Annotated in this window: 19 protein-coding genes; 11 read left to right on the forward strand and 8 right to left on the reverse strand. The window is 70.2% G+C overall.

Translation table 11 applies throughout. The features are described from left to right. The first annotated feature begins 4 nt into the window (after positions 1 to 4). Complete coding sequence (locus QPK29_RS03585) at positions 5 to 1,987, forward strand: TonB-dependent receptor (RefSeq protein WP_371769625.1); 1,983 nt, start codon at positions 5 to 7, stop codon at positions 1,985 to 1,987. On the opposite strand, the gene QPK29_RS03590 is transcribed toward QPK29_RS03585, so the two are convergent. Genes QPK29_RS03590 through tssF form a run of 3 tightly spaced genes read right to left on the reverse strand, consistent with a single transcriptional unit; the run spans position 1,968 to position 7,260 of the window. Continuing rightward, positions 1,968 to 4,373, reverse strand: coding sequence for a heavy metal translocating P-type ATPase (locus tag QPK29_RS03590; protein WP_371769624.1), 2,406 nt, complete (start codon positions 4,371 to 4,373; stop codon positions 1,968 to 1,970). The two genes, QPK29_RS03585 and QPK29_RS03590, sit on opposite strands and share 20 nt — an antisense overlap. 53 nt (positions 4,374 to 4,426) lie before the next feature. Continuing rightward, positions 4,427 to 5,428, reverse strand: a complete 1,002-nt coding sequence (gene tssG, locus QPK29_RS03595) for a type VI secretion system baseplate subunit TssG (protein WP_371769623.1) — start codon at positions 5,426 to 5,428, stop codon at positions 4,427 to 4,429. Further along, complete coding sequence (gene tssF / locus QPK29_RS03600) at positions 5,419 to 7,260, reverse strand: type VI secretion system baseplate subunit TssF (RefSeq protein ID WP_371769622.1); 1,842 nt, start codon at positions 7,258 to 7,260, stop codon at positions 5,419 to 5,421. The genes tssG and tssF overlap by 10 nt, the downstream gene beginning before the upstream one ends. A 98-nt stretch (positions 7,261 to 7,358) precedes the next feature. On the opposite strand from tssF, the gene QPK29_RS03605 reads away from it, so the two are divergent. Beyond that, positions 7,359 to 8,069, forward strand: a complete 711-nt coding sequence (locus QPK29_RS03605; protein WP_371769621.1) for a glutathione S-transferase N-terminal domain-containing protein — start codon at positions 7,359 to 7,361, stop codon at positions 8,067 to 8,069. Here the strand turns inward: QPK29_RS03605 and QPK29_RS03610 are convergent. After that, on the reverse strand, positions 8,066 to 8,794 hold the full coding sequence (locus QPK29_RS03610; RefSeq protein WP_056131314.1) for an SDR family oxidoreductase: 729 nt from the start codon (positions 8,792 to 8,794) through the stop codon (positions 8,066 to 8,068). The genes QPK29_RS03605 and QPK29_RS03610 overlap by 4 nt on opposite strands. Before the next feature lie 169 nt (positions 8,795 to 8,963). Between QPK29_RS03610 and QPK29_RS03615 the strand changes: the two genes are divergently transcribed. The 4 genes from QPK29_RS03615 (at position 8,964) to QPK29_RS03630 (ending at position 14,277) form a co-directional block, all read left to right on the forward strand. Further along, complete coding sequence (locus QPK29_RS03615; protein ID WP_371769620.1) at positions 8,964 to 11,678, forward strand: putative bifunctional diguanylate cyclase/phosphodiesterase; 2,715 nt, start codon at positions 8,964 to 8,966, stop codon at positions 11,676 to 11,678. A 71-nt stretch (positions 11,679 to 11,749) separates the two neighbouring features. Further along, a complete protein-coding gene (locus tag QPK29_RS03620) occupies positions 11,750 to 13,219 on the forward strand; it encodes a sensor histidine kinase (RefSeq protein ID WP_371769619.1) in 1,470 nt (489 codons plus the stop codon). After that, positions 13,191 to 13,853 carry a response regulator transcription factor gene (locus QPK29_RS03625; protein WP_371769618.1) on the forward strand — a complete coding sequence of 221 codons (663 nt, stop codon included), beginning with the start codon at positions 13,191 to 13,193 and terminating at the stop codon, positions 13,851 to 13,853. Before QPK29_RS03620 ends, QPK29_RS03625 begins: the two co-directional genes overlap by 29 nt. Positions 13,854 to 13,869: 16 nt before the next feature. Continuing rightward, positions 13,870 to 14,277 carry a response regulator gene (locus QPK29_RS03630; RefSeq protein WP_371769617.1) on the forward strand — a complete coding sequence of 136 codons (408 nt, stop codon included), beginning with the start codon at positions 13,870 to 13,872 and terminating at the stop codon, positions 14,275 to 14,277. 1 nt (position 14,278) lies between these two features. On the opposite strand, the gene QPK29_RS03635 is transcribed toward QPK29_RS03630, so the two are convergent. Further along, entirely contained in the window at positions 14,279 to 14,551 is a 273-nt protein-coding gene (locus QPK29_RS03635) for a lysozyme inhibitor LprI family protein (protein WP_371769616.1), read from the reverse strand. An 85-nt stretch (positions 14,552 to 14,636) separates the two neighbouring features. Here QPK29_RS03635 and QPK29_RS03640 point away from each other — a divergent pair, with 85 nt between their 5' ends. After that, on the forward strand, positions 14,637 to 15,101 hold the full coding sequence (locus QPK29_RS03640) for a hypothetical protein (RefSeq protein ID WP_371769615.1): 465 nt from the start codon (positions 14,637 to 14,639) through the stop codon (positions 15,099 to 15,101). A 66-nt stretch (positions 15,102 to 15,167) separates the two neighbouring features. Here QPK29_RS03640 and QPK29_RS03645 read toward each other — a convergent pair whose 3' ends face one another. Both QPK29_RS03645 and QPK29_RS03650 read right to left on the reverse strand, forming a co-directional pair. After that, a complete protein-coding gene (locus QPK29_RS03645; protein WP_371769614.1) occupies positions 15,168 to 15,860 on the reverse strand; it encodes a hydrolase in 693 nt (230 codons plus the stop codon). Positions 15,861 to 16,059: 199 nt separating this feature from the next. Then, on the reverse strand, positions 16,060 to 16,395 hold the full coding sequence (locus QPK29_RS03650; protein ID WP_371769613.1) for an energy transducer TonB: 336 nt from the start codon (positions 16,393 to 16,395) through the stop codon (positions 16,060 to 16,062). Between the two features lie 239 nt (positions 16,396 to 16,634). Here QPK29_RS03650 and QPK29_RS03655 point away from each other — a divergent pair, with 239 nt between their 5' ends. The 3 genes from QPK29_RS03655 to QPK29_RS03665 are packed head-to-tail and all read left to right on the forward strand — an operon-like array spanning position 16,635 to position 19,216. Further along, a complete protein-coding gene (locus tag QPK29_RS03655; protein ID WP_371769612.1) occupies positions 16,635 to 17,384 on the forward strand; it encodes an SDR family oxidoreductase in 750 nt (249 codons plus the stop codon). A 13-nt stretch (positions 17,385 to 17,397) separates the two neighbouring features. Continuing rightward, positions 17,398 to 18,297: an SDR family NAD(P)-dependent oxidoreductase gene (locus tag QPK29_RS03660; protein WP_056131281.1), complete on the forward strand. Its 900-nt coding sequence runs from the start codon at positions 17,398 to 17,400 to the stop codon at positions 18,295 to 18,297. Positions 18,298 to 18,328: 31 nt separating this feature from the next. Then, the gene (locus tag QPK29_RS03665) at positions 18,329 to 19,216 is read left to right on the forward strand and encodes a LysR family transcriptional regulator (protein WP_056132447.1); all 888 of its coding nucleotides are present in this window, start codon (positions 18,329 to 18,331) and stop codon (positions 19,214 to 19,216) included. On the opposite strand, the gene QPK29_RS03670 is transcribed toward QPK29_RS03665, so the two are convergent. Beyond that, positions 19,207 to 19,881: a M24 family metallopeptidase gene (locus QPK29_RS03670; protein ID WP_056131278.1), complete on the reverse strand. Its 675-nt coding sequence runs from the start codon at positions 19,879 to 19,881 to the stop codon at positions 19,207 to 19,209. The two genes, QPK29_RS03665 and QPK29_RS03670, sit on opposite strands and share 10 nt — an antisense overlap. Positions 19,882 to 20,054: 173 nt before the next feature. Between QPK29_RS03670 and QPK29_RS03675 the strand changes: the two genes are divergently transcribed. Then, positions 20,055 to 21,026, forward strand: coding sequence for a GlxA family transcriptional regulator (locus tag QPK29_RS03675; RefSeq protein ID WP_371769611.1), 972 nt, complete (start codon positions 20,055 to 20,057; stop codon positions 21,024 to 21,026). The last annotated feature ends 41 nt before the right edge of the window (positions 21,027 to 21,067 follow it).

Raw genomic sequence — 21,067 nt, forward strand, 5'->3', positions numbered from 1 at the left:
CACCGTGATCAAGCCCCATTACGCCGCCCTCCTGCTCGCCCTCGCCGCGCCGTTGGCCCGCGCGGAAGATCCGCCCGCCCCGACCGTGACCGTCACCGCCAGGAAGGAGGCGGTGGTGAGGAAGATCGACAAGACCGTCCACGACGTGTCGAACGCGCCGCGCGCGGCCAACGGGTCCGCGCAGGACGTGCTGCAAGCGACGCCCGATCTGGCGGTGACGGCCGACGGCCAGATCGCCGTCAGGGGCAACACGCAGGTCACGGTCCTCGTCGACGGCAAGCCGACGGCGCTGCTGTCCGGATCGAGCGAGGACCGCGCGGTGGCGCTGCAGACGATGAGCGGCGCCGACATCGCGAGCGTGGAAGTCATCACGAATCCGTCCGCCGCACGGAATGCCAATGGCGGCGCGATCGTGAACATCGTCCTGAAGCGCAACCGCAAGCCCGGCGCGCATGCGCAGGTCCAGGGCAGCGCGACGGACCAGGCGTTGTGGAATGCCGGTGCGTCGGGCGATGTGACGCGGGGTCGATTGAGCGTGCACGCCAACGTGGCGCACCGCCACGACGGCACGCGCAAGGTGCGCCGGTCGGCCGTCGATTGGCATGATCCGCTCACCGGCCGGGCCGGGCAGACGGTGCAATCCTCGGAGGTGTTCGTGCGCCGCGTGGTCGACAGCGCCGCGCTGGGTATCGACTACGCGCTGGGCGACTCGGACAGCATCGGGATGACGGCGCGGCACAGCGGGCGCCGGTCGCGGCCCCTGTTCGACGTGCTGGGCGAGGAGCGCGAAGGCGCCGGCGAAACCATCCACCACCGCATCTCGTACGGCCCCAACGAGCAGTCCGACGACAGCGCGAGCCTGAGCTACGGCCACCAGCGGAACGGCAGCGCGCTGAAGGCGTCGATTCAGCACAGCACCACGGATGCCCTGGTCGACAAGTCGTACCGCGACGTGTTCGTCGTGCCCGCGCGCGCCACCGCCTACAGCCGCGGCGCCGGCAGGACGGCGCGCCGCCTCGACCAGGCCACGGTCGACTGGACGCGCGGCCAGTGGGGCCTGGGCCTCGACATCCAGCACAAGTCCGACTCGATCGGCAACGTCCAGGCCGCCGTCGATACCGCCACGGGCGCCGAAACGCCGGACCGCAACACGACCAATGCGTACACCGTGACGACGACGTCGGCCGCGGCGTATGTGACCGACCGGATCGTGATCGGCAAATGGGAAGCGCTGCTGGGCGGCCGGGCCGAACGCATCGCGCGCTGGCGGGCGTTCGATCCGAGCCTGCATGTGAAGTATGGGCTGCAAGGCGACACCGACCTGACGCTCAGCTACCGCCGCAGCCTGCAGATGCCCGATCCGCGCGACCTGAATCCGTTCACGACGTATGTCGACGCGCAGAACCTCAGGCGGGGCAATCCAGGGCTCGGACCGCAACGCCTGGGGTCATGGGAGATCGGCGTGAACAAGGAGACACCGCACGTGACCGGCAGCCTGGGCGCGTTCTACCGCACGGGCCGCGATACCGTCGTCGATGCACGCACGTTCGAGCATGACGTGCTGGTCACGTCGAAACGGAACGGCGGCGAGGCCCGCGCGGCCGGCGTCACGGCCTCGCTGGACTGGAAGCCCGGCGGACCGCTGCAGTTCGGTATGGACGGCGGCATCTACCGCGTGGTGCTCGACCAGAACGCCGTCGCGGGTTATGTCAACGTCAGGGTCGGGTACGGCGACGTGTTCGTCGACGCGCACGCCCAGTCGGCCGGCATCACGCCGCAGGGCCGCTACGGGCCGACGAGCAGCGTGAACCTCACGTGGAAACACGCGTTGAGCAAGACGCTCGGCCTGACCGTGAACGCCAACGACATCTTCGACGGCAGCCTCCGTGCCTATCGGACCGACACGCCTGCATTCCACCAGGCCGGGTTCGACCACTTCGTCGCCCGGCGCGTGTACGTTGGGCTCGTCAAGCGCTTTTCGCGGTGACCGGATAGCCGGCCGCCACGATCGCCTCGGCGATCCTGTCGAGGTCCGCGGTGCTGTCGACCTTGACCTTCTTCGTGGGCAGGTCCACTTCGACTTTCGCATCCTTGTCGAGGGCCTGCACGGACTTCGTGACGCGGCCCACGCAGTGGCCGCAGCTCATGTCTTCGACGGTGAGTTCATACATCTTGTGTGCTCCTTGGGGTTGGGTTGGAATGATGTCGGGTGCGGGCCGTGGCGCCGGCCGCCAGCGCCGCAGCAGCAGCGCATTCGTGACGACGCTGACGGAACTCAGCGCCATCGCCGCGCCGGCCAGCACGGGGTTCAGCAGGCCCAGGGCCGCGACGGGGATGCCGACGATGTTGTAGACGAACGCCCACGCGAGGTTCTGGCGGATCTTGCGCCACGTGCGGTCCGAGATGTCGATGGCGTCCGCGACGAGCAGCGGGTCGCCGCGCATCAAGGTCACGCCGGCCGTGTGCAGCGCGACGTCCGTGCCGCCTGCCATCGCGATGCCCACGTGGGCCGCCGCCAGCGCCGGCGCGTCGTTGATGCCGTCGCCCACCATGCCCACTGTACGGCCTTCTGCCATCAGGCCGCGCACGACGTCCGCCTTGTCCTGCGGCTGCACCTGCGCGACCCAGCGCGTCAGGCCGAGCGCCTGCGCGACGGCGCGCGCGCTGCCTTCGTTGTCGCCGCTGAGCATCATGCTGTCGACACCGAGGTCGCGCAGGCGGGCGATGGCGGCGCGGCTCGTCGGTTTCAAACGGTCGCCGAACGCGAGCACGCCTTCCACGACGATGCCGCCGCCCGCTTCACGCGCGAGCCACGACACGGTGCGCCCGTCCGCTTCATGGCGTTCGGCCGCGGCCACCAATGCGGCAGCCGGGGCACCGGCACCGATTTCGTCCAGCAATCGGCGGTTGCCGATCCAGACGGCCGCGCCATCCACACGGGCCCGCACGCCGCGGCCCGGCAATGCGGCCGATTCCGTCGCGGCCGGCGCGGCCACGTCCTGCGCGGCCGCCAGGTCCGTCACGGCCCGCGCCAGCGGGTGCGCGCTGCCCTGTTGCACGGCCGCGGCCAGCGCCAGCAGCCGTTGCGGGTCGTCCCCTTCCAGCGCCACCACGCGGGGACGGCCTTCCGTCAGCGTGCCCGTCTTGTCGAACACGACCATCTGCAGGGCGTGCGCCGTCTCCAGCGCTTCCGCGTCCTTGATGAGGATCCCGTGGCGCGCGGCGGCGCCCGTGCCGACCATGATGCCCGTCGGCGTGGCAAGGCCCAGCGCGCACGGGCACGCGATGACCTGCACGGCGACGGCGTTCAGCAACGCCTGCTGCCAGTCGCCCGTGGCGAAGCCCCAGGCCAGCAGCGTGACCAGGGAAATGAGCAGCACGACGGGCACGAACACGGCACTGACCTTGTCGACGAGGCGCTGGATCGGCGCCTTCGCGGCCTGCGCATCCTCGACCATGCGGATGATCCGGGCCAGCATGCTGTCCGCGCCGACGGCGGTCGCTTCCACGAGCAGCAGGCCTTCGCCATTGACGGCGCCGCCCGTCACGCGGTCGCCCTCACCCTTCGCCACGGGCAGGCTTTCCCCCGTCAGCAGGGATTCGTCGAGGTGGCTCGCGCCTTCCACGACCTTGCCGTCGGCCGGCACGCGCTCGCCCGGTCGCACGACCGTCAGGTCGCCGGCGCGCAGGGCGTCGAGGGCGATGACCGTGTCCTGGCCGGCGCGCCGGACGATGGCTTCCGAAGGCCGCAGCGCTTCCAGCGCGCGGATCGCCGCGACGGTCTGGTGCTTCGCCCGGCCTTCCAGCCATTTACCGAGCAGCACGAGCGTGATGACGACCGCGGCCGATTCGAAATAGAGGTGGCCGTGGCCGCCCGCATTCAACAACTGCCAGAGCGACAAGAAATACGCGGCCGACGTGCCGATGGCCACGAGCAGGTCCATGTTCCCGGCGCCGGCCCGCAGCGCTTTCCACCCCGCGCGGTAAAAACGCGCGCCGAGCCAGAACTGGACGGGCGTCGCCAGCAGCAGTTGCAGCCAGCCGGGCAGCATCCAGTCGATGCCGAACGGCGCCAGCAGCATCGGCGCGATGAGGGGAAGGCTCAGCAGCGCGGCCAGCGCCACGGGCCACCACGTCGGCAGGCCCTGCGCCGCCTCCGCCTTCGGGGTCCCGGTCGGCCGCGCCGTGTAGCCGGCCTGCTCGACGGCGGCCAGGATGGCCTGCAGGTCGAGCCCCTCGCCCTGCACGGCCGCGCGTTCCGTGGCCAGGTTGACGCTCGCGTCGCGCACGCCCGGCACTGCCTTGAGCGCCTTTTCGACGCGCGCCACGCACGAGGCGCACGTCATTCCGCTGATGTCGATATCGATCGCCATGGATATCCTCCTGTGATTTCCAGTACAGGATATGCCTTCCCACAATGGTAAGGTCAAGCGGATTGTATAGCGGGCAGCGGATCCAGCGGGCGGAGTTCGTAGCAGAGGTCGGCCCGGTCGGCCGCGGCGGGTGCCGACAACAGGTAGCTGTCCAGGCCGAGCCGGCGCCCGGACGCGTCCAGCTGCGCCGGCCCCAGGTCCGCCTGGCGCAAGACGAGCACGACGTCGTAGGCGAGGGTCGGCACGGCGAACAGGCGCAGCAGGGTGCGCAGCGCCCGGGCGCCCGGGGCGCCGGGCAGGAAGTGCTCGTAGCGGGCGCGGTCGAGAGGGCCGAGGCGCACGCGCACGCGCAGGTCCGGCCGCCAGCTGCGTTCCCCCAGCAGCGCGCGCCGGCCGAGCAGCGCGTTGGTGCCGACGACGGCCTGCTCGCCCGGGGCCAGCGGGTCCCAGTGGCCGATGCCCTCCTGCACGCGCACGGCCACGCCGAAATGGCTGGACAGCACCCGGCCCAGCACGGCCCCCGACACGGGCCGTCGGCGCAGCAGGCCGGCGAACGCGGCCAGCGCGGTGTCCGGCACGCCGTCGTGTGCGAACACGCCGCCGCCGGGCACGCCGGCGAGCGCCAGCAACAGCGGGAGGAAGGCGTCGCGCGGGGCGGCCACGCGGTGTTCGACCCGGTATTTCTGCCACGCGCGGTACCACAGCGCGAGCATGCGCGTGCTGAACATGTCGAGGAAGGCGCGCGCCGCCTGCGCGTCCTGCCCGTCCTGGGGCAGCGCGAGCAGGCGCTCGGTCACATGCAGCGGCAGCGCCCCGTGCGCGCCCAGCAGGCCCATGAAGCTCGGCGTCAGACGGTAGCCGTCGGCATCCAGCGCCGCGGCCTCGATCTGGCTGGGAGGAAACGCCAGCGCGAGGCTGTTCGCGAAGCGCAGGTGGCGGACCAGCGCGCGCCGTTCGGGGATGCCGCGCTCGCCGAGCGCCAGCAGCAGCAGGCGCACGGCCTGGACGAAATCGAAGCGCTGGGGCTGGGCCAGCAGGCGGGCGATCAGGTCCATCCGCCGCTACTGGTGTGCGGAGAGCAGGCGATGATCTCGCGGCCGGTCTGTTGCGACACGACTTCCAGCCGCGTGAAGCAGTTCAGGTGGCCGTTCAGCGCGAAGTACTGGTCGAGCACCTGCACGAACGGATACAGTCCCGTGCCCGCGAACGCGTCCTCGTCGACGGTGAGGCGGATGCCGATGCCCGGCATCAGGCTCGCGACCGGCGCCGCGCCCACCCACGCGCGCACCGTGCCGTGTTCGAGCCCCACGATGCCCGCGATCTGGCGCTGGGCGACCGGGGACCGCGGCAAATCGTACAGCGCCAGCATTTTCTGGAAATCGGCCAGGCCCGCCATCGTGAGGCCCGCGTGGTTCAGCGCGAGGTGGGCGATCAGGCGCCAGTGCGACCCGCGCGTGCCGCCGAAGCGCCGGCCTGGTGTCGGTTTCCTCAGCATGCGGATGGGCGCCAGCGTGGACAGCTCGTCGCTGCGCAAGTCGCCCTGCGGCTGGCCGTACGGCAGGCGCGACGGCACGTCGCGGTTACTGCACGTCAGTTCCGTGGACAGGGTGGCGCCGGCGGCGTCGAGCGGGTGGAAATCGGCGTCGACGAGGGCGATGCGCATCTCGTGGCCGGGGCTGACGGCCGCCGTCGCGTCATCGCGCCGCGCGATCCAGTAGTGCGCGCGGTGCGACGCTTCGCCGCCCGCCCTGCCCTCGTCGCCCGGCGCATAGAGGGGATCGAAACGGGTGACCGTGCCCGTCCCTTCACGCACGAGCCGGACGGCGTCCACGCTGTGGATCTCGTAAGCACCCGCGTGCGCGCCGTCGGCCAGCAGCGGATAGTCGGCGCTCGTGTACGCGAGCTGCACGGGCGCGCCGGCCTTCGGGAACAGGTTGACGACCGGCGTGCAGCCCGGCAGCAGGCTGCGCGCATCCAGGCCGGCCAGCAGGCGGGCCGTATCGGAATCGGGCGCGATGCCGGACAGCGCCAGGTGCAGCGTGAAACGGCGGCAGCGCGGCGGCAGCAGGCCGGCCAGCGCCGCGAGGTCGACGTCGACGAAATTGAATTTTTCCGGATAACAGAAATACTCGGTCAGCAGGCGCGGCGCCGGATGCGAGCGGGCGGAATATGGCAGCATGGCATCCGCGTCCGCCAGGCCGGCCAGGCGCAGCGGGACGCGCGGCAGCGGCAGCCAGCCCTTGTCGCCTTCCGGCTGCACCCAGGCAGCGGCGCAACGGAGGAACAGCGCGTCGATCAGCGCGGCGCGAGTCGACGCTTCGCCGTCGGCGAACAGGCGCCACGCCGGCGGAAGGCGGCCGACGTCGCCGCGCGCCGCCGCGATCGTCAGGCTGATGCCGCAACCGGCCCCGCGCGGTGCGCGCGCCGTGCGCGGCGCGTCGAGCAGCGGCACGAACGCGAGGCGCTCCACCGTGAGCGGCGCCAGCAGCACGTCGTAGACGGTGCGGAACAGGCACGGCGTGTCGGTGCCCGCGCTCGAGCGCAGCATCGTCCCGCGCGCCAGCACGGACGGGGTGTCCGGCACTTCGGCCGGCCCGCGCTGTCCCACCTGGACGATGGAATACGACGGCAGCGGCCGCAGGTAGTGCGGGTACAGGCTGTCGAGCAGCGCTTCCGTGAACTTGGGGTAGTCGTCGTCGAGACGCTTGTTGATGCGGGCGGAGAGCAGCGCGACGGACTGGATGAGCCGGGCGACGCCGGGATCGTCCCACGTCTCGCCGGCCACGTGCAGGTCGCCGGCGGGCTTGGGATAGCGGGCGCGGAACTCGCGCGCGAACTGGCCGAACAATCCCAGCTCTTCCTCGTAATAGCGCAGCAGGTCGTCCATGGCTTCCTATCGTTGCCCAAGACCAAGATGCATGCTCCCATCCGGCGGAAAACCGTATCTTGAGTACAATCAATGCAATCAACCCGAAGGAGATCGCCGTGACCGACCTGAATCAGTTCCTCATCACGCAGAGATGGCCCGCGCAGCACCCCGACCGCCTGCAGCTGTATTCGCTGCCCACGCCGAACGGCGTCAAGGTGGCGATCATGCTCGAGGAAATCGGCCTGCCCTACGAGGTGCACCGCATCGCGTTCGACAAGAACGAGCAGACGACGCCGGAATTCATGTCGCTGAACCCGAACAACAAGATCCCCGCGATCATCGACCCCGACGGCCCGGGCGGCAAGGCGCTGCCGCTGTGGGAATCGGGCGCGATCCTGCTGTACCTGGCCGAGAAGACGGGCAAGCTGATCCCGGCCGATCCGGCGTTGCGCTACCAGACGATCCAGTGGCTGATGTTCCAGATGGGCGGCATCGGCCCGATGTTCGGCCAGCTGGGCTTCTTCCATAAATTCGCCGGCCGCGAGTACGAGGACAAGCGTCCGCGCGACCGCTATGTGCACGAAGCCAAGCGCCTGCTGGGCGTGCTGGACGGCCACCTGAAAGGCCGCGACTGGATCATGGGCGACGAGTACACGATCGCCGACGTCGCCTGCTTCCCGTGGGTGAACAACCTGGTCGGCTTCTACGACGCGGCCGAGATCGTCGGCTTCGACCGCTTTCCGGAAGTGGGCCGCGTGCTGGAAGCGTTCCGCGCGCGCCCCGCCGTCGTCGAAGGGCTGCAGATCCCGCGCGCCCCGGCCCCTTAAGAGAGTGTGCGCAGGTCGGCGACCACCTCGGCGCCGAAACCGGCGCCGAGCAGGTAGTCGACCAGCCGTTCGGCGCATTCGTCCGGCTCGACGAGCGCGCCCGTCTCCTTCAGGTTGACGAAGCGTTTGCGCAGCGGGAAGCGGTCTTCCGTCGTGGCGCGGATCTCGGCCTGCATGTCCGTATCGATGACGCCGGGCGCCAGGCTGCAGATGCGCACCCCGCGTTCGCAGTCGAGGGCGACGGCGCGCGCATGGTGGTCGAGGGCCGCCTTGGTGGCGCAGTAGACGCTCCAGCCCGGGTAGGCATTGCGGCCGGCGCCGCTGGAAATGTGCAGGATGCGCCGTTGCGCCCCGCCGCTGGCGCGCACGACGGCGGCGGCGAGCGCCATCGGTGCAGCCACGTTCAACTGCACGGCGCGCAGCACGGCCTGCGGATCCTGCGCGTCGAGCGGGCCGACGGGGCTCACCATGCCGGCATTATTCAGCAGCAGGACGGCGCCGGTGCCGTCCAGGTAATCGCCCAGCATGCCGTCCGCGAACCAGCGCGACAGCGCGACGCTGTCGGCCAGGTCCAGTTCAACTTCCTCGAACAGGTCGGGATACGCGTCCGCCAGGTCGGCCGAACGGGTGCGCGCCAGGCCGAGGACGGGTACGCCGCGCGCCAGCAGATTGGCGGCGAGCGCGGCGCCGAGGCCCCTCGTGTGGCCGGTGACGATTGCTTTCATGGGAATCTCCTGGGGCGGGTGAATCAAATGTTAACCCAAGGACGTCCTAGCGCCAATCGTGCGCACCTATACGAACGTATGAGCGAACGTATGAGGACCCATACCAAGGTCTGATGGCGCGCCGGCGGCGGCCGGCCTACGATGCTGTCATTTCGACAAGGAGACCCCCATGCCCCTGCATCGCCTGCTCCGTTTGACCGCCGCGCGCCGCCGCCTCACCGAGTGGCTGATCCTGGGCGCGGGTCTCGTCTCGTCCGGCCTCGTGCTGGTGTGGATGGTGTGGACCGGGCGCGCCGGGGCGCTGTCCGAGGACGCCGACCGCATGCTGGCACAAGCCGTCGTCGTCGACCAGACCCTGCACCGCCAGCTCGAGGGCATCCGCTGGGCGCTGGACGGCGCGCGCGCCGCGCTGGCGCCGGACAGCGGCTGCGACCTGGCCTGCCGCCGCACGCTGCTGCAATCCCTGAAGCGCGCGATGCCGGGCGTGCGCGCGCTGCTGGCCGTCGGCCACGACGGCCGCATCGCGATCACCGACGACGACCTGGGCGACCGCCGCCTCGACGACAAGCGCTTCCTCGCCCAGCTGCCGCACATGTGCGACGGCCGCACGTTGTACCTGTCCGATCCGTACGAGCTGCAGCCGAACCAGTTCAACCTGAAGGCGGCGATGTCGCTCGACGCGGGCGACGGCTGCGGCCACGGCGCCGTCGCCGCGATCCTGAATCCGGAATACTTCGACGCCGTAATGCGCTCCGCGCTGTACGCGCCCGACATGACGATCACGATCACCGACCTGGACGGCCACCGCCTGCTGTACGTCCCGCCCGATCCGGAAACGATGCGCGCGGGCGCGCAGCATCCGGATGCGATGCTGGCCGCGCACCGCGCCGGCGGCGAACGGGTCTCGGTCCGGCGCGGCGTGGGGGCCGACGGCGTCGACCGTCTCGTCGTCCAGCGCAGCATGCGGATGGAAAACCTGGGCATGGACCGCGGCCTCGTCGTCGCCCTCGCGCGCGACGCCGGCCGCATCGACGCCGGCTGGCACCGCCTCGCGCTCGTATCGACCGCGGCCTGGACCCTGTTCTGGTCCGCCTGCGCGGCCGCCCTGCTGTTCGCCCAGCGCCGCCGCGCCGCGCTGGAACGCCTGGCGCGCAACGCCGAAGCCGAACGGGCCGCCGCCGCCGAGCGCGTGGAGCTGGCGCTGAACGGCGCGAGCCTGGGCCTGTGGGACTGGCACATCCCGTCCGGCCGGCGCACGGTGGACGGCCGCGCCTGCGCCATCCTCGGCTACACCCGCGACGAGCAGAACCGCCAGGACGGCGAACGCGACATGTTCTCCCCCGTCCACCCGGACGACCGCGAGCCGCTGCGCCACGCGCTCGACCAGCACCTGCAGGGCGCCGTCCCCGCGTTCGAGGCGGAGTTCCGCATGCGCCACCGCAACGGCCACTGGGTGTGGGTGCAGTCGCGCGGCAAGGTCGTCGAGCGCGCGGCGGACGGCCAGCCCGTCCGCATGGTCGGCACGCGCACCGACATCAGCGCGCGCAAGCAGGCCGAGGCCGACATCGCCCACCTCGCGTTCTACGACGGCCTGACGAACCTGCCGAACCGGCGCCTGCTGATGGATCGCCTGGGCCACGCGGTCGCCAAGTGCGAGCGCAACGGCGGCTTCGGCGCCGTGCTGTTCGTCGACCTGGACAACTTCAAGACGCTGAACGACACGCGCGGCCACGACATGGGCGACCGGTTGCTGGAAATGGTCGCGTTCCGGCTGCAGCAGGTCACGCGCGAAGCGGACACCGTGGCCCGCCTGGGCGGCGACGAATTCGTGCTGCTGCTGGAAGACCTCGGGACGTCGGCCGTGGACGCGACGGCCCACGCCGAGCTGGTGGCCAGCAAGATCCTCGCCACGCTGTCCCTCGCCTACACGCTGGACGGCCACGAGCTGCGCAGCACGCCCAGCATCGGCGTCTCCCTGTTCGGCAACGCCAACCACGTCGTGCACGACCTGCTGCGCCAGGCCGACATGGCGATGTACGAAGCCAAGTCGGCCGGCGGCGCCACGTTCCGCTTCTTCGACCCCAGCATGCAGGCCGCCGTCGACGCCAGCACGAGCCTGGAGACCGATCTGCGCTTCGCGCTGGCGCGGCGCGAGTTCGAGCTGTACTACCAGCCCGTCGTCAACGCGATGGGCCTGATGGTGGGCGTCGAGGCGCTGATCCGCTGGCACCATCCGAAACAGGGGCTCACGGGACCCGGCGCGTTCATCGCCCAGGCCGAGAAGTCCGGACTGATCGTCGGCATCGGCGACTGGGTGCTGCAGGAAGCGTGCCGCCAGCTCGCGCGCTGGGGCGGCGACGCCGCCACGGAGCACTTCACCATCGCCGTCAACGTCAGCGCGCGCCAGTTCCGCCAGGAGGACTTCGTGCCGCGCCTGCTCGAGATCCTCGCGCACAGCGGCGCCGACCCGCGCCGTCTCAAGCTCGAACTGACGGAAAGCGTGCTGCTGGCCGACGTCGAGGACACCATCGCGCGCATGACGGCGCTGAAGGAGCAAGGCATCGGCTTCTCGCTCGACGATTTCGGCACCGGCTATTCGTCGCTGAGCTATCTGCAGCGGCTGCCGCTGGACCAGCTCAAGATCGACCAGTCGTTCGTGCGCGACATGCTGCGCGTGCCGCACGCCGCGAGCATCGTCCAGGCCATCGTGCACCTGGCCGGCAACCTGGGCCTGCACGTCGTGGCCGAGGGCGTCGAGGAGGAAGCGCAGTGGAACGCACTGCGCTCGCTCGGCTGCGGCGGCTTCCAGGGCTATCTGTTCGCCCGGCCGATGGCGCTCGCCGAGCTGGCCGGGATGACCGAGGAAGAAGCCGCGCCAGCCTGAAGACCATCCATTCTGCCAGTTGGCCGCGGACGCGCGCCGTTGTATCCTCGCGGCTGAACTGGAGTCCTTACATGCCGCGACGCCGCACCCACCCCGTGCAATCCGCCATCCTGCTGCTGCTCACCGCCGCGATCTTCGTGGTCGACGCCTTCACCCGGCTCGACACGGCCATCGCCGTGATGTACGTCGTCGTGCTGCTGCTCGCCTCGCCCGTGTGGCCGCGCCGGTACACGTTCGCGCTGGGCGCCGCGTGCGGACTGCTGACGATGGGCGCCTACGTCGTCGCGCACGGGCTGCACGTGGCGCCCTCGCCCGCCGGGCGCGCACTGGTCAGCATCGCGGCCATCGCCATCACGACCTGGCTCGTGATCCAGCGCCAGCAGGCCACCGACCGGCTGCGCCAGCGCGAACAGGCTCTGCGCCGCAGCCAGGCCTTCCTCGCCGGCGCCCAGCGCCTTTCCCGCACGGGCAGCTTCGGCATCCGCGTGCCGGACGGCGCCATGGTGTGGTCCGAGGAAGCCGCGCGCATCTTCGGCTACGCGGGCGACGCCGCGCCCGACATGGAGCGCGTGCTCGCGCACACGCTGCCGGAAGACCGTGCGCTCGTCAGCGCCGCCCTGCGCCGGACGCTGGCTTGCGAAGGCCACATCGACGTCGCGCACCGCCTGCTGCTCCCGGACGGCACGATCCGCCACGTGCATGTGCTGGCCGAGGCCTCGTACGACGCCGACGGCCGCTGCGAATACCTCGGCGCCGTCACGGACGTCACGGCGCGCGTGGAAGCCGAGCAGGAACTGCACGCGTCGCACGTCCAGCTGGCGCACGCGGCCCGGGTGAGCATGCTGGGCGAACTCGCGGCCTCCGTCGCGCACGAAGTCAACCAGCCGCTGACCGCGATCGTCGCCAACGCCCAGGCCGGGCGGCGCTGGCTGGGGCGTGCGCAGCCCGACATCGCCGAAGCCCTCGCCGCGCTGGACGGCATTGTGCAGGCCAGCGAACGCGCCGGCCAGGTCGTCCGCCGCATCCGCGCGCTGGCCCGCCGCACCGAACCGGAGCACGTGGCGCTGGACCTGAACGCGCTCGTGCAGGACACGGTCGAGCTGCTGCAGCGCGAACTGGACCGCCGGCCATTGGCACTGCGTGTCGAGCTGGCCCCTGGCCTGCCGCCCGTCATGGGCGACCGCATCGAGCTGCAGCAGGTCCTGATCAACCTCGTCATGAACGCGCTGCAGGCGATGGACGGCTTGCCTGACAACCGCCTGGACCTGCGCACGCGCCAGGACGACGGCATGGCCCGCGTGAGCGTGCGCGACAGCGGCCCGGGCATCGCCGACGCCGACGGCGCGCGCCTGTTCGAGCCGTTCTTTTCGACCAAGGCCGACGGCATGGGCCTCGGCCTGCCGATCTGCCGCTCGATCATCGCGCGCCACGGCGGCCGCATCGCCGCGCGCGGCACGCCGCCCGGCTCCACGTTCAGTTTCGACCTCCCCATCCATCAGGAAGCCCCCCTCCATGAACAGCAGTCCGACGCCTTCCCGTGAACTCGTGTATGTCGTCGACGACGACGCCGGCGTGCGCGACAGCCTCTCCGGGCTGCTGCGCTCCGTCGGCATGGAGGTGGCCGCCTACGGCAGCGTGGCCGACTTCGCGCGCGCGCGCCGGCCGGACGTATGCAGCTGCCTGCTGCTGGACGTCCGGCTGCAGGGCGCCAGCGGGCTCGATCTGCAGGACCAGCTGAACCGCGACGGCGTGCCGCTGCCGGTCGTGTTCATGACGGGTTTCGGCGACATCCCGATGACGGTGCGCGCGATGAAAGGCGGCGCCGTCGACTTCCTCGCGAAGCCGTTCCGCGAGCAGGACTTGCTGGACGCAATCCACCAGGCCCTCGCGCGCGACCGCGAACGGCGCGCGAAGCGCCAGGCGCACGCGGCGCTGGCGGCCCGCTACGCGGCGCTCACGCCGCGCGAAAAACAGGTCATGGCGCTGGCCGTGCGCGGCCTGATGAACAAGCAGATCGCGGGCGAAACGGGCACGAGCGAAATCACCGTCAAGATCCACCGCGGCAATGCGATGCGCAAGATGGAGGCGAAGACGTTCGCGGACCTCGTGCGCATGGCCGAGGCCCTGGGCACGGAAAATGAGAGTCCACACGGCCAGGATGCCACTCATACCTAGGTATGATTCCGTGCGCATGGGCCAGCGCGGTATGCTGCGCGGCATGGATACCCAGTTGCCCGCCCCTCACGTCGCGCTCGTCGACGACGACCCCGACGTGGGCACGAGCCTGCGCGGCCTCTTGCGCGCCTGCGGCTACCGCGTGAGCCTGTTCGGCGGCGCGCAGCAATTGCTGGCGCACGGCCTCGACGACATCCAGTGCGTCGTCAGCGACGTGCAGATGCCCGGCATGGACGGCCTGGCCTTGCTGGAACGGGTGCGGGCCATCGCGGCGGCGCCGCCCGTGATCCTGATGACGGCGTTCGCGGACGACCACGTGCGGCTGCGCGCGCTGCGCGGCGGCGCAGCGTGTTTTCTCGCCAAGCCCGTCGATGCCGAGCAGCTGGCGGAGTGCGTGCGGCTGGCCTGCGCGGGAACCGGTTGAGTCAGCGCCGCGCGGGCCGGTCGGGCGCACGGGGCGGCAGCGTGAACGCCTTGCCGGCCTTGGCCTTGTAATACTCAGGCTTGAATTCGACACACCCGTTGCAGGGAATGACCTGTTCGAGTTCCACGATACGACGCTCGGCAAGCCGCGTGCGGCAGAGGTCCGCCGAGAACGGCTGTGCCGACCCGCCTTCGAGTCCTTCGTTCTCGAACGTGCATTGCGCGTCGCGATAGCCTTGCCACGCCCGCTGGGCGCGCGCGTTACGGCAAGGCAAGCACACCTCCGGTCCGCTGGCGTGCGCCGGGCCCGGCCGGACTGCCGCTAGACTGGCCATCCCGACCGTTTCCGGAAAGACGACCATGGCACTTCGCAACCTGCTCTCTTCCATCCTGATCGGCGCCGTGGCCAGCGCGCGCTCGATGACGCCGATGGCCGCCCTCGCGACCGCCCGCCTCGCGCACCGCGGCACGCCCGGCAAGCTCGCCCTGCTGGACCGTCCGCTGTTCAAGTTCGGTGCCCTCGCGATGGGTGTCGGTGAATTGTTGGGTGACAAGATGAAGACGGCGCCCGACCGGACGGTATTCCTGGGCCTGCTGGCGCGCACGATGAGTGCGGGAATCGCCGGGTCGGCGCTGGCGCCGCGGGGACGCGAACGGGAGGGCGCGGTGGCCGCGGTCGCGACGGCGGTGCCCCTGGCCTACCTGACGCTCGCGGCCCGCAAGCGCGCGATGGCCCGGGTCGGCCAGCCACGCAGCGGCCTCGTCGAGGACGCGCTGGTGGTGGCCGCCGGCGCCGCCATCGTCGCGCTGGCGACGCGCCGCTGACGGCGCGAACGCCGCGCACCGGATTCGCCACGCCGATGACGCGGTCGCCGTCGGCCTGCAGACGACTCAGCGTACGGGCGCCGCAACCGGGGCCAGCACGGGGTTGTCGCCCTGGTTGCGCGCCGGTGCCTTGTGCACCATCGTGTAGGCGTAGTCGACGCCCATGCCATATGCGCCCGAGTGTTCGGTGACGATCTTCATCACGGCATCGTAGGTATCGCGGTGCGCCCAGTCGCGCTGCCATTCGAGCAGGACCTGCTGCCACGTCATGGGCACGACGCCGGCCTGCACCATGCGCTGCATCGCGAAGTCGTGCGCATCCTTCGACGTGCCGCCCGACGCATCGGCCACCATGTAGATCTCGTAGTCGCCTTCGAGCATCGCGGACAGCGCGAAGGTCGTGTTGCACACTTCCGTCCACAGGCCGGCGACGATGATCTTCTTGCGGCCATTGGCCTTGAGCGCATCGCGCACCTTCTGGTCGTCCCAGGAATTCATCGAGGTCCGTTCGAGGATCGCCTTGCCCGGGAAGACGTCCAGGATTTCCGGGTAGGTCTTGCCGGAGAACGAATCGCTTTCGACGGTGGTGATCACGGTCGGGATGTCGAACGCCTTGGCCGCCTTGGCCAGGCCGACCACGTTGTTCTTCAGGGTCTGGCGGTCGATCGACTGCACGCCGAATGCCATCTGCGGCTGGTGGTCGATGATGATCAGTTGCGAGTTGTGCGGGGTCAGGACTTCGAGTTTGGCGTTGCTCATGATGTTCTCCAATATTATCGGGTTGGGGTTCGATATTGCATCGAACATTTCGAAGCTTTGCGCTTCGTTGTTCGCTGCGATGGAGACATTATGCTCGGCCGCTCGGGTTTAAAAAAACGAGAAAATTGCCAGTCTCTTATCGATTTTTTCGAACATCGTTGGCGCTGCCGGCGGCGGACGCCGGCAGCCCCGGCCGGGATCAATCGTTGATCCATTTGTACTGCACGGTGGACCAGCCCGGCTCACCGACGCCGTCTTTTGCGGCCACGCCGAACTTGCACGTATAACTGGCGCGCAGCGAGGCCCTGTCCAGCGCGCGATGGCCGCTGGACTCGACGACCTTGGATTGCTTCACCGAACCGTCGGCGCCCACCAGCACGGCGAGGCGGACCGTGCCCTGCAGATAGTCGTCCTTGAGGTCCGCGGTATAGGCGGGAGCGCCGCAGGTGGCGGGTTTCAGGCGCGCGGCCGGCTCGGCGTGGGCGGCCAGGGAGAGCACGGAAGCGATGGCGACAACGTGACGTTTACCGATCATGATGAGCTCCAGTAGGTTGGGTTCGAAAGGATCGCTGCTACGAATCCAATTTACTGCGCTGCAGCATCGTTGAAAAATTTATTGTTGGAATAGCAGTTATGCGTCGTCCGGTGATATCGCACGATAAACAGACCATATTGTTATTCGAAAGCGAATTCTGAAGCCATTTTTCTGGCGATTATCTTCGACTGGAAATCAATCATCATGATCTCACTGTCAACCACCGAAGGAGATTAAACATGAACACCCAAGCCAAGCACACCGCCCGCGTCGCCCTGGTCACCGGCGCCTCGCGCGGCATCGGCGCCGCCGTTGCGAAGCGCCTCGCCGCCGACGGGTTCGCCGTCGCCGTCAACTATGCCGGCAACGAAGCGGCCGCCAACGCCACCGTCGCCGCCATCGAAGCGGCAGGCGGCCGTGCCATCGCCGTGCGCGCCGACGTCGCCAAGGTCGACGACGTGAAAGCGATGTTCGCGGCGATCGAAGAAAAGCTCGGCCGCGTGGACATCCTCGTCAACAACGCCGGCATCCTGCCGTACGTGACGATCGCCGAGACGACCGACGAGCAGTTCGAACGCACGATGGCCATCAACGTCACGGGCACCTTCAACACGATGCGCGAGGCCGCGACGCGCCTGAACGACGGCGGCCGCATCGTCAACTTCTCGACGAGCGTGCTGCACATGGCGCCGCCGACCTATGGCGTGTACGTCGCCACGAAAGGCGCGGTGGAAGCGCTGACCCGCGTGTTCGCGAAAGAGCTGCGCGGCCGCGGCATCACGTGCAACGCCGTGGCGCCGGGCCCTGTCGCGACGGAGCTGTTCCTGACCGGGAAATCGGATGAGCTGATCCAGCAGATCGCGAAATCGGCGCCGCTGGAGCGCCTGGGCCAGCCCGACGACATCGCCGGCGTCGTGTCCTTCCTGGCCGGTCCGGACGGCGGCTGGGTCAACGGCCAGATCCTGCGCGCCAACGGCGGCATGGCCTGAGGAGATCGCAACCATGGACAAGGCCATCATCCTCATTACGGGCGCCGGCAGCGGCATCGGCAAACTCTCCGCGCAGGCGCTGGCCCGCGCCGGCCACACGGTCTACGCGACGATGCGCGACATCGCCGGACGCAACGCGGCCCGCGCCGCCGCGGCGCGCGACTGGGCGCGGCAGCATGGCGCCGACCTGCGGCCGCTCGAACTGGACGTGCTGTCGCAAGACTCGTGCGACGCGGCCGTCGCGGCGGTCGTCGCGGAACAGGGCCGGCTGGACGTCGTCGTGCAGAACGCGGGCCACCTCGTCGTCGGCCCGACCGAAGCCTTCACGGCCGAGGAAGTGGCCAAGGTGCTGGACACGAACTTCCTCGGCGCCCAGCGCGTGCTGCGCGCCGCCCTGCCCCGGCTGCGCACCCAGGAGTCCGGCCTGCTGCTGTGGATCTCCAGCACGACGACGAAGGGCGGCTTCCCGCCTTTCCTCGGCCCCTACGGCGCGGCGAAGGCGGCGATGGATTCGCTCGCGGTGTCGCTGTCGTACGAAGTCTCCCGCTTCGGCATCGAGACGGCGATCATGGTCCCCGGCGCGTTCACGCGCGGCACGGAGCACTTCCCCAGCGCCGGCAAGCCGGCGGACGCCGGACGGATCGCCGCGTATGCCCGCTACGACGGGGTGCTGGACCAGGTGGGCGAACGCCTCGACGCGCTGACGCCGCCGGAGGCCGATCCGCAGGCCGTGGCCGATGAACTGGTGCGCATCGTCGGCCTGCCGCGCGGCCGGCGGCCGTTCCGCACGGTGGTCGACTTCGTCGGCGACGGCGCGCGCGAGGTGCTGGAAGTATCCGAGGCCGTGCGCGTGGACTTCGCCCGCCGCATCGGCATCGCCGACCTGCTCGTGCCAGCCGCGCCGACCGTATAATCGCGGAGGGAGGTGGCGCATGTCGACGCAGATGGACCGGTTTCAGGAAATGCAGATTTTCGTGCGCATCGTGGAGCGCCGCAGCTTCACGCAGGCCGCCGAGGATCTCCTGATCCCGCGCGCCACCGCCACCAACGCGATCAAGCGGCTGGAAAACCGCCTCGGCACGCGCCTGCTGGAACGGACGACGCGCGCCGTCGCGCCCACGCAGGATGGCGCCGCCTACTACGAACGGTGCGTGCGCCTGCTGGCCGACCTCGACGAAGCGGAAGACGCGTTCCGCGGCAGCGAGCCCGCGGGCCTGCTGCGCGTGAACCTGCAGCCGACGCTGGCCCGCTACTTCGTCTTTCCCGCGCTATCCGGCTTCCTCGCGCGCTACCCGCGCATCCAGCTGCACGTGGGCGAGGACGACCGCCTCGTGGACCTCGTGCGCGAAGGCGTCGACTGCGTGCTGCGCGCGGGCCAGCTGCACGATTCGTCGATGGTGGCGCGGCGCGCGGCCGACATCGAGCAGGTGACGGTGGCGAGCCCCGCCTACCTCGACCGCTTCGGCACGCCGGCCGCGTTGACGGACCTCGTGCATCACCAGGCCGTGCACTACGTGTCGACGGCGACGGGTCGGCCGTATCCGCTGGAATTCATGACGGACGCTGGTCTGAAGCTGGCGACGCCGCCCGGCGTCGTCTCCGTCACCGGCACGGAAGCCTATACGGCGGCCGCCCTCGCGGGCCTCGGCCTCGTGCAGGTGCCGCGCTACCGCATCGCCGGGCAGCTCGCGGATGGCCACCTGGTCGAGGTGCTGGCGGACATGCCGCCGCCCACCATCCCCGTCTCCGTGATGTATCCGCACGCGCGCCAGCTGTCGGCCCGCGTGCGCGTGTTCGCGGACTTCCTCGTGCAGTGCTTCCGTCAAACGTAGTCGGCGTCGTCGAGCAGCATGTCCTCGAAAAATGCGCCGAAGCGGCGCTGCGGATCGAGCAGATGGATCTCGAGGATCCAGCGCATGCTCGATGGCGCGTGGTCGTAATCGGCCAGCGCGCCCGTGTGCAGCGCCGCGTGCGGGAAGTCGGAGACGCGGTGGCCCGGCAGGTCCGGATCGAGGTCCCAGCCCATGTCGCGCGCACGCTGCTGCGCGAACTCGTACAGCTTCCGGCCGCTCCAGTCCTGCGTCTTCCACGCCTGGCGCACGGCATGGAACAGGCGCTCGGCGTCGGCGGCGCAGCGCGCGTACTCCGGCGCGTCGCCCACCGTGAACGTGGCGCCGCCGTCGCCTTCCCAGTGCTCCACGCGCGGCGCGATGTCGATGAAGAAGATATCGTGCTCGCCCAGCACGATGCCGGGTGTCGACGCGCGCTTCATCGGCAGGATCGTGTTGGCGCCGAAGCGCACGCGCACCGGGTGCCAGCTGAGGGTGTGGCCCTGCGTGGCGATGACGTCGCGCGCCATGGCGACGGCGTCTTCTTCCACCATGCCGGGCCGGATGCGCTGCGCGATCGCGCCGATTGCCTTGCGGGTCTCGAGGCGTGCGCGCAGCATGCCGTCGACGGAGAATGCGGGGCCCACGCGTTCCGCGGTGTTGTCCATGGTCGTCCTTTCGTGTGTTGGGGATGACGACATTCTGGCGCCGGGCCGCGCGCCGGCGCCCGCCGCGTGCACCGGTTTCCCGCCACGGTGCGCGCATTTCCCGCCACGCCCTCCCGGCGCCGCGCGCGCGGGGCTATAGTGACGGCGTCCGCATTCACAGCAGGAGCCCGCGCTTGTCCACCATCGCCATCCTCGCCTTCCCCGGCGTGCAGTCGCTCGATGTCACCGGACCGCTCGACGTGTTCGCGGAAGCCAACCGCTTCCTCGCGCCGCGCGACCACTACCGCATGCGCGTGCTCGGCACGGTGGACGGCGCCGTCGCGTGCTCGAACGCGATGCTGCTGCAGCCGCATGCGCGCTACGACGACGAAGTCGATGCGCCCGACCTGCTGCTGGTCCCCGGCGGCCCCGACCTGCCGCGCCACCCGGCCGATACCGCCCTCGCCGCGTGGCTGCGCACGATGGCCGCGCGCTGCCCGCGCATCGCGTCCGTCTGCAACGGCGCGTTCCTGCTCGCGCACGCGGGCCTGCTGGACGGCCGCCGCGCGACGACGCACTGGAACGACGTCGCGCTGCTGGCCGCGCGCTTTCCGCGGGTGGCCGTCCAGCCGGACCGCATCTTCGTGCGCGACGGTCCCGTCTATACGTCGGCCGGCGTCACGGCGGGCATCGACCTCGCGCTGCACCTGGTCTACGAAGACCACGGCGCCGACGTGTCGCTGAACGTGGCCAAGCGGCTCGTCGTGTTCACCCAGCGCAGCGGTGGGCAGTCGCAGTTCAGCCCCTACCTGACGCCGTACGTGGGCGACGATTCCGTGCTGCGCACCGTCCAGGACCACGTGCTCGCCCACCTCGACGCGCCGTTGACCGTGGCCGACCTCGCGCGGGTGGCGGCGCTGAGCGAGCGCCACTTCGCGCGCCAGTTCGCGCGCGCGGCCGGGGTCACGCCGGCGGAATTCGTCGAGCGGGCGCGCGTGGACGCGGCCAGGGCCCTGCTCGAACGCGCCGACCAGCCCCTCAAGACGGTCGCGCACCGCTGCGGGTTCGGCACGGCGGCGCGGATGCGCGCGGCATTCCTGCGCCACCTGGGCGTCAGCGCGCTCGATTATCGCCAGCATTTCGGCGCATTCCGCCAGCGTGATTAATTCCTGGCTGCAACGCCATGCCAAGCTCGTGCCTCTGCTTT

It is taken from the genome of Massilia orientalis (genome assembly GCF_030411975.2).
Taxonomy (GTDB): Bacteria; Pseudomonadota; Gammaproteobacteria; order Burkholderiales; family Burkholderiaceae_D; genus Telluria; species Telluria orientalis.

What these genes read in the sequence shown, in the direction of transcription:
- QPK29_RS03625 (WP_371769618.1), top strand. Translation starts at nt 13,191, where the DNA reads ATGAACAGCAGTCCGACGCCTTCCCGTGAACTCGTGTATGTCGTCGAC.
- QPK29_RS03655 (WP_371769612.1), top strand. Translation starts at nt 16,635, where the DNA reads ATGAACACCCAAGCCAAGCACACCGCCCGCGTCGCCCTGGTCACCGGC.
- QPK29_RS03615 (WP_371769620.1), top strand. Translation starts at nt 8,964, where the DNA reads ATGCCCCTGCATCGCCTGCTCCGTTTGACCGCCGCGCGCCGCCGCCTC.
- tssG (WP_371769623.1), bottom strand. Translation starts at nt 5,428, where the DNA reads ATGGACCTGATCGCCCGCCTGCTGGCCCAGCCCCAGCGCTTCGATTTC.
- QPK29_RS03660 (WP_056131281.1), top strand. Translation starts at nt 17,398, where the DNA reads ATGGACAAGGCCATCATCCTCATTACGGGCGCCGGCAGCGGCATCGGC.
- QPK29_RS03630 (WP_371769617.1), top strand. Translation starts at nt 13,870, where the DNA reads ATGGGCCAGCGCGGTATGCTGCGCGGCATGGATACCCAGTTGCCCGCC.
- QPK29_RS03650 (WP_371769613.1), bottom strand. Translation starts at nt 16,395, where the DNA reads ATGATCGGTAAACGTCACGTTGTCGCCATCGCTTCCGTGCTCTCCCTG.
- QPK29_RS03620 (WP_371769619.1), top strand. Translation starts at nt 11,750, where the DNA reads ATGCCGCGACGCCGCACCCACCCCGTGCAATCCGCCATCCTGCTGCTG.
- QPK29_RS03590 (WP_371769624.1), bottom strand. Translation starts at nt 4,373, where the DNA reads ATGGCGATCGATATCGACATCAGCGGAATGACGTGCGCCTCGTGCGTG.
- QPK29_RS03645 (WP_371769614.1), bottom strand. Translation starts at nt 15,860, where the DNA reads ATGAGCAACGCCAAACTCGAAGTCCTGACCCCGCACAACTCGCAACTG.
- QPK29_RS03610 (WP_056131314.1), bottom strand. Translation starts at nt 8,794, where the DNA reads ATGAAAGCAATCGTCACCGGCCACACGAGGGGCCTCGGCGCCGCGCTC.
- QPK29_RS03640 (WP_371769615.1), top strand. Translation starts at nt 14,637, where the DNA reads ATGGCACTTCGCAACCTGCTCTCTTCCATCCTGATCGGCGCCGTGGCC.
- QPK29_RS03670 (WP_056131278.1), bottom strand. Translation starts at nt 19,881, where the DNA reads ATGGACAACACCGCGGAACGCGTGGGCCCCGCATTCTCCGTCGACGGC.
- tssF (WP_371769622.1), bottom strand. Translation starts at nt 7,260, where the DNA reads ATGGACGACCTGCTGCGCTATTACGAGGAAGAGCTGGGATTGTTCGGC.
- QPK29_RS03665 (WP_056132447.1), top strand. Translation starts at nt 18,329, where the DNA reads ATGGACCGGTTTCAGGAAATGCAGATTTTCGTGCGCATCGTGGAGCGC.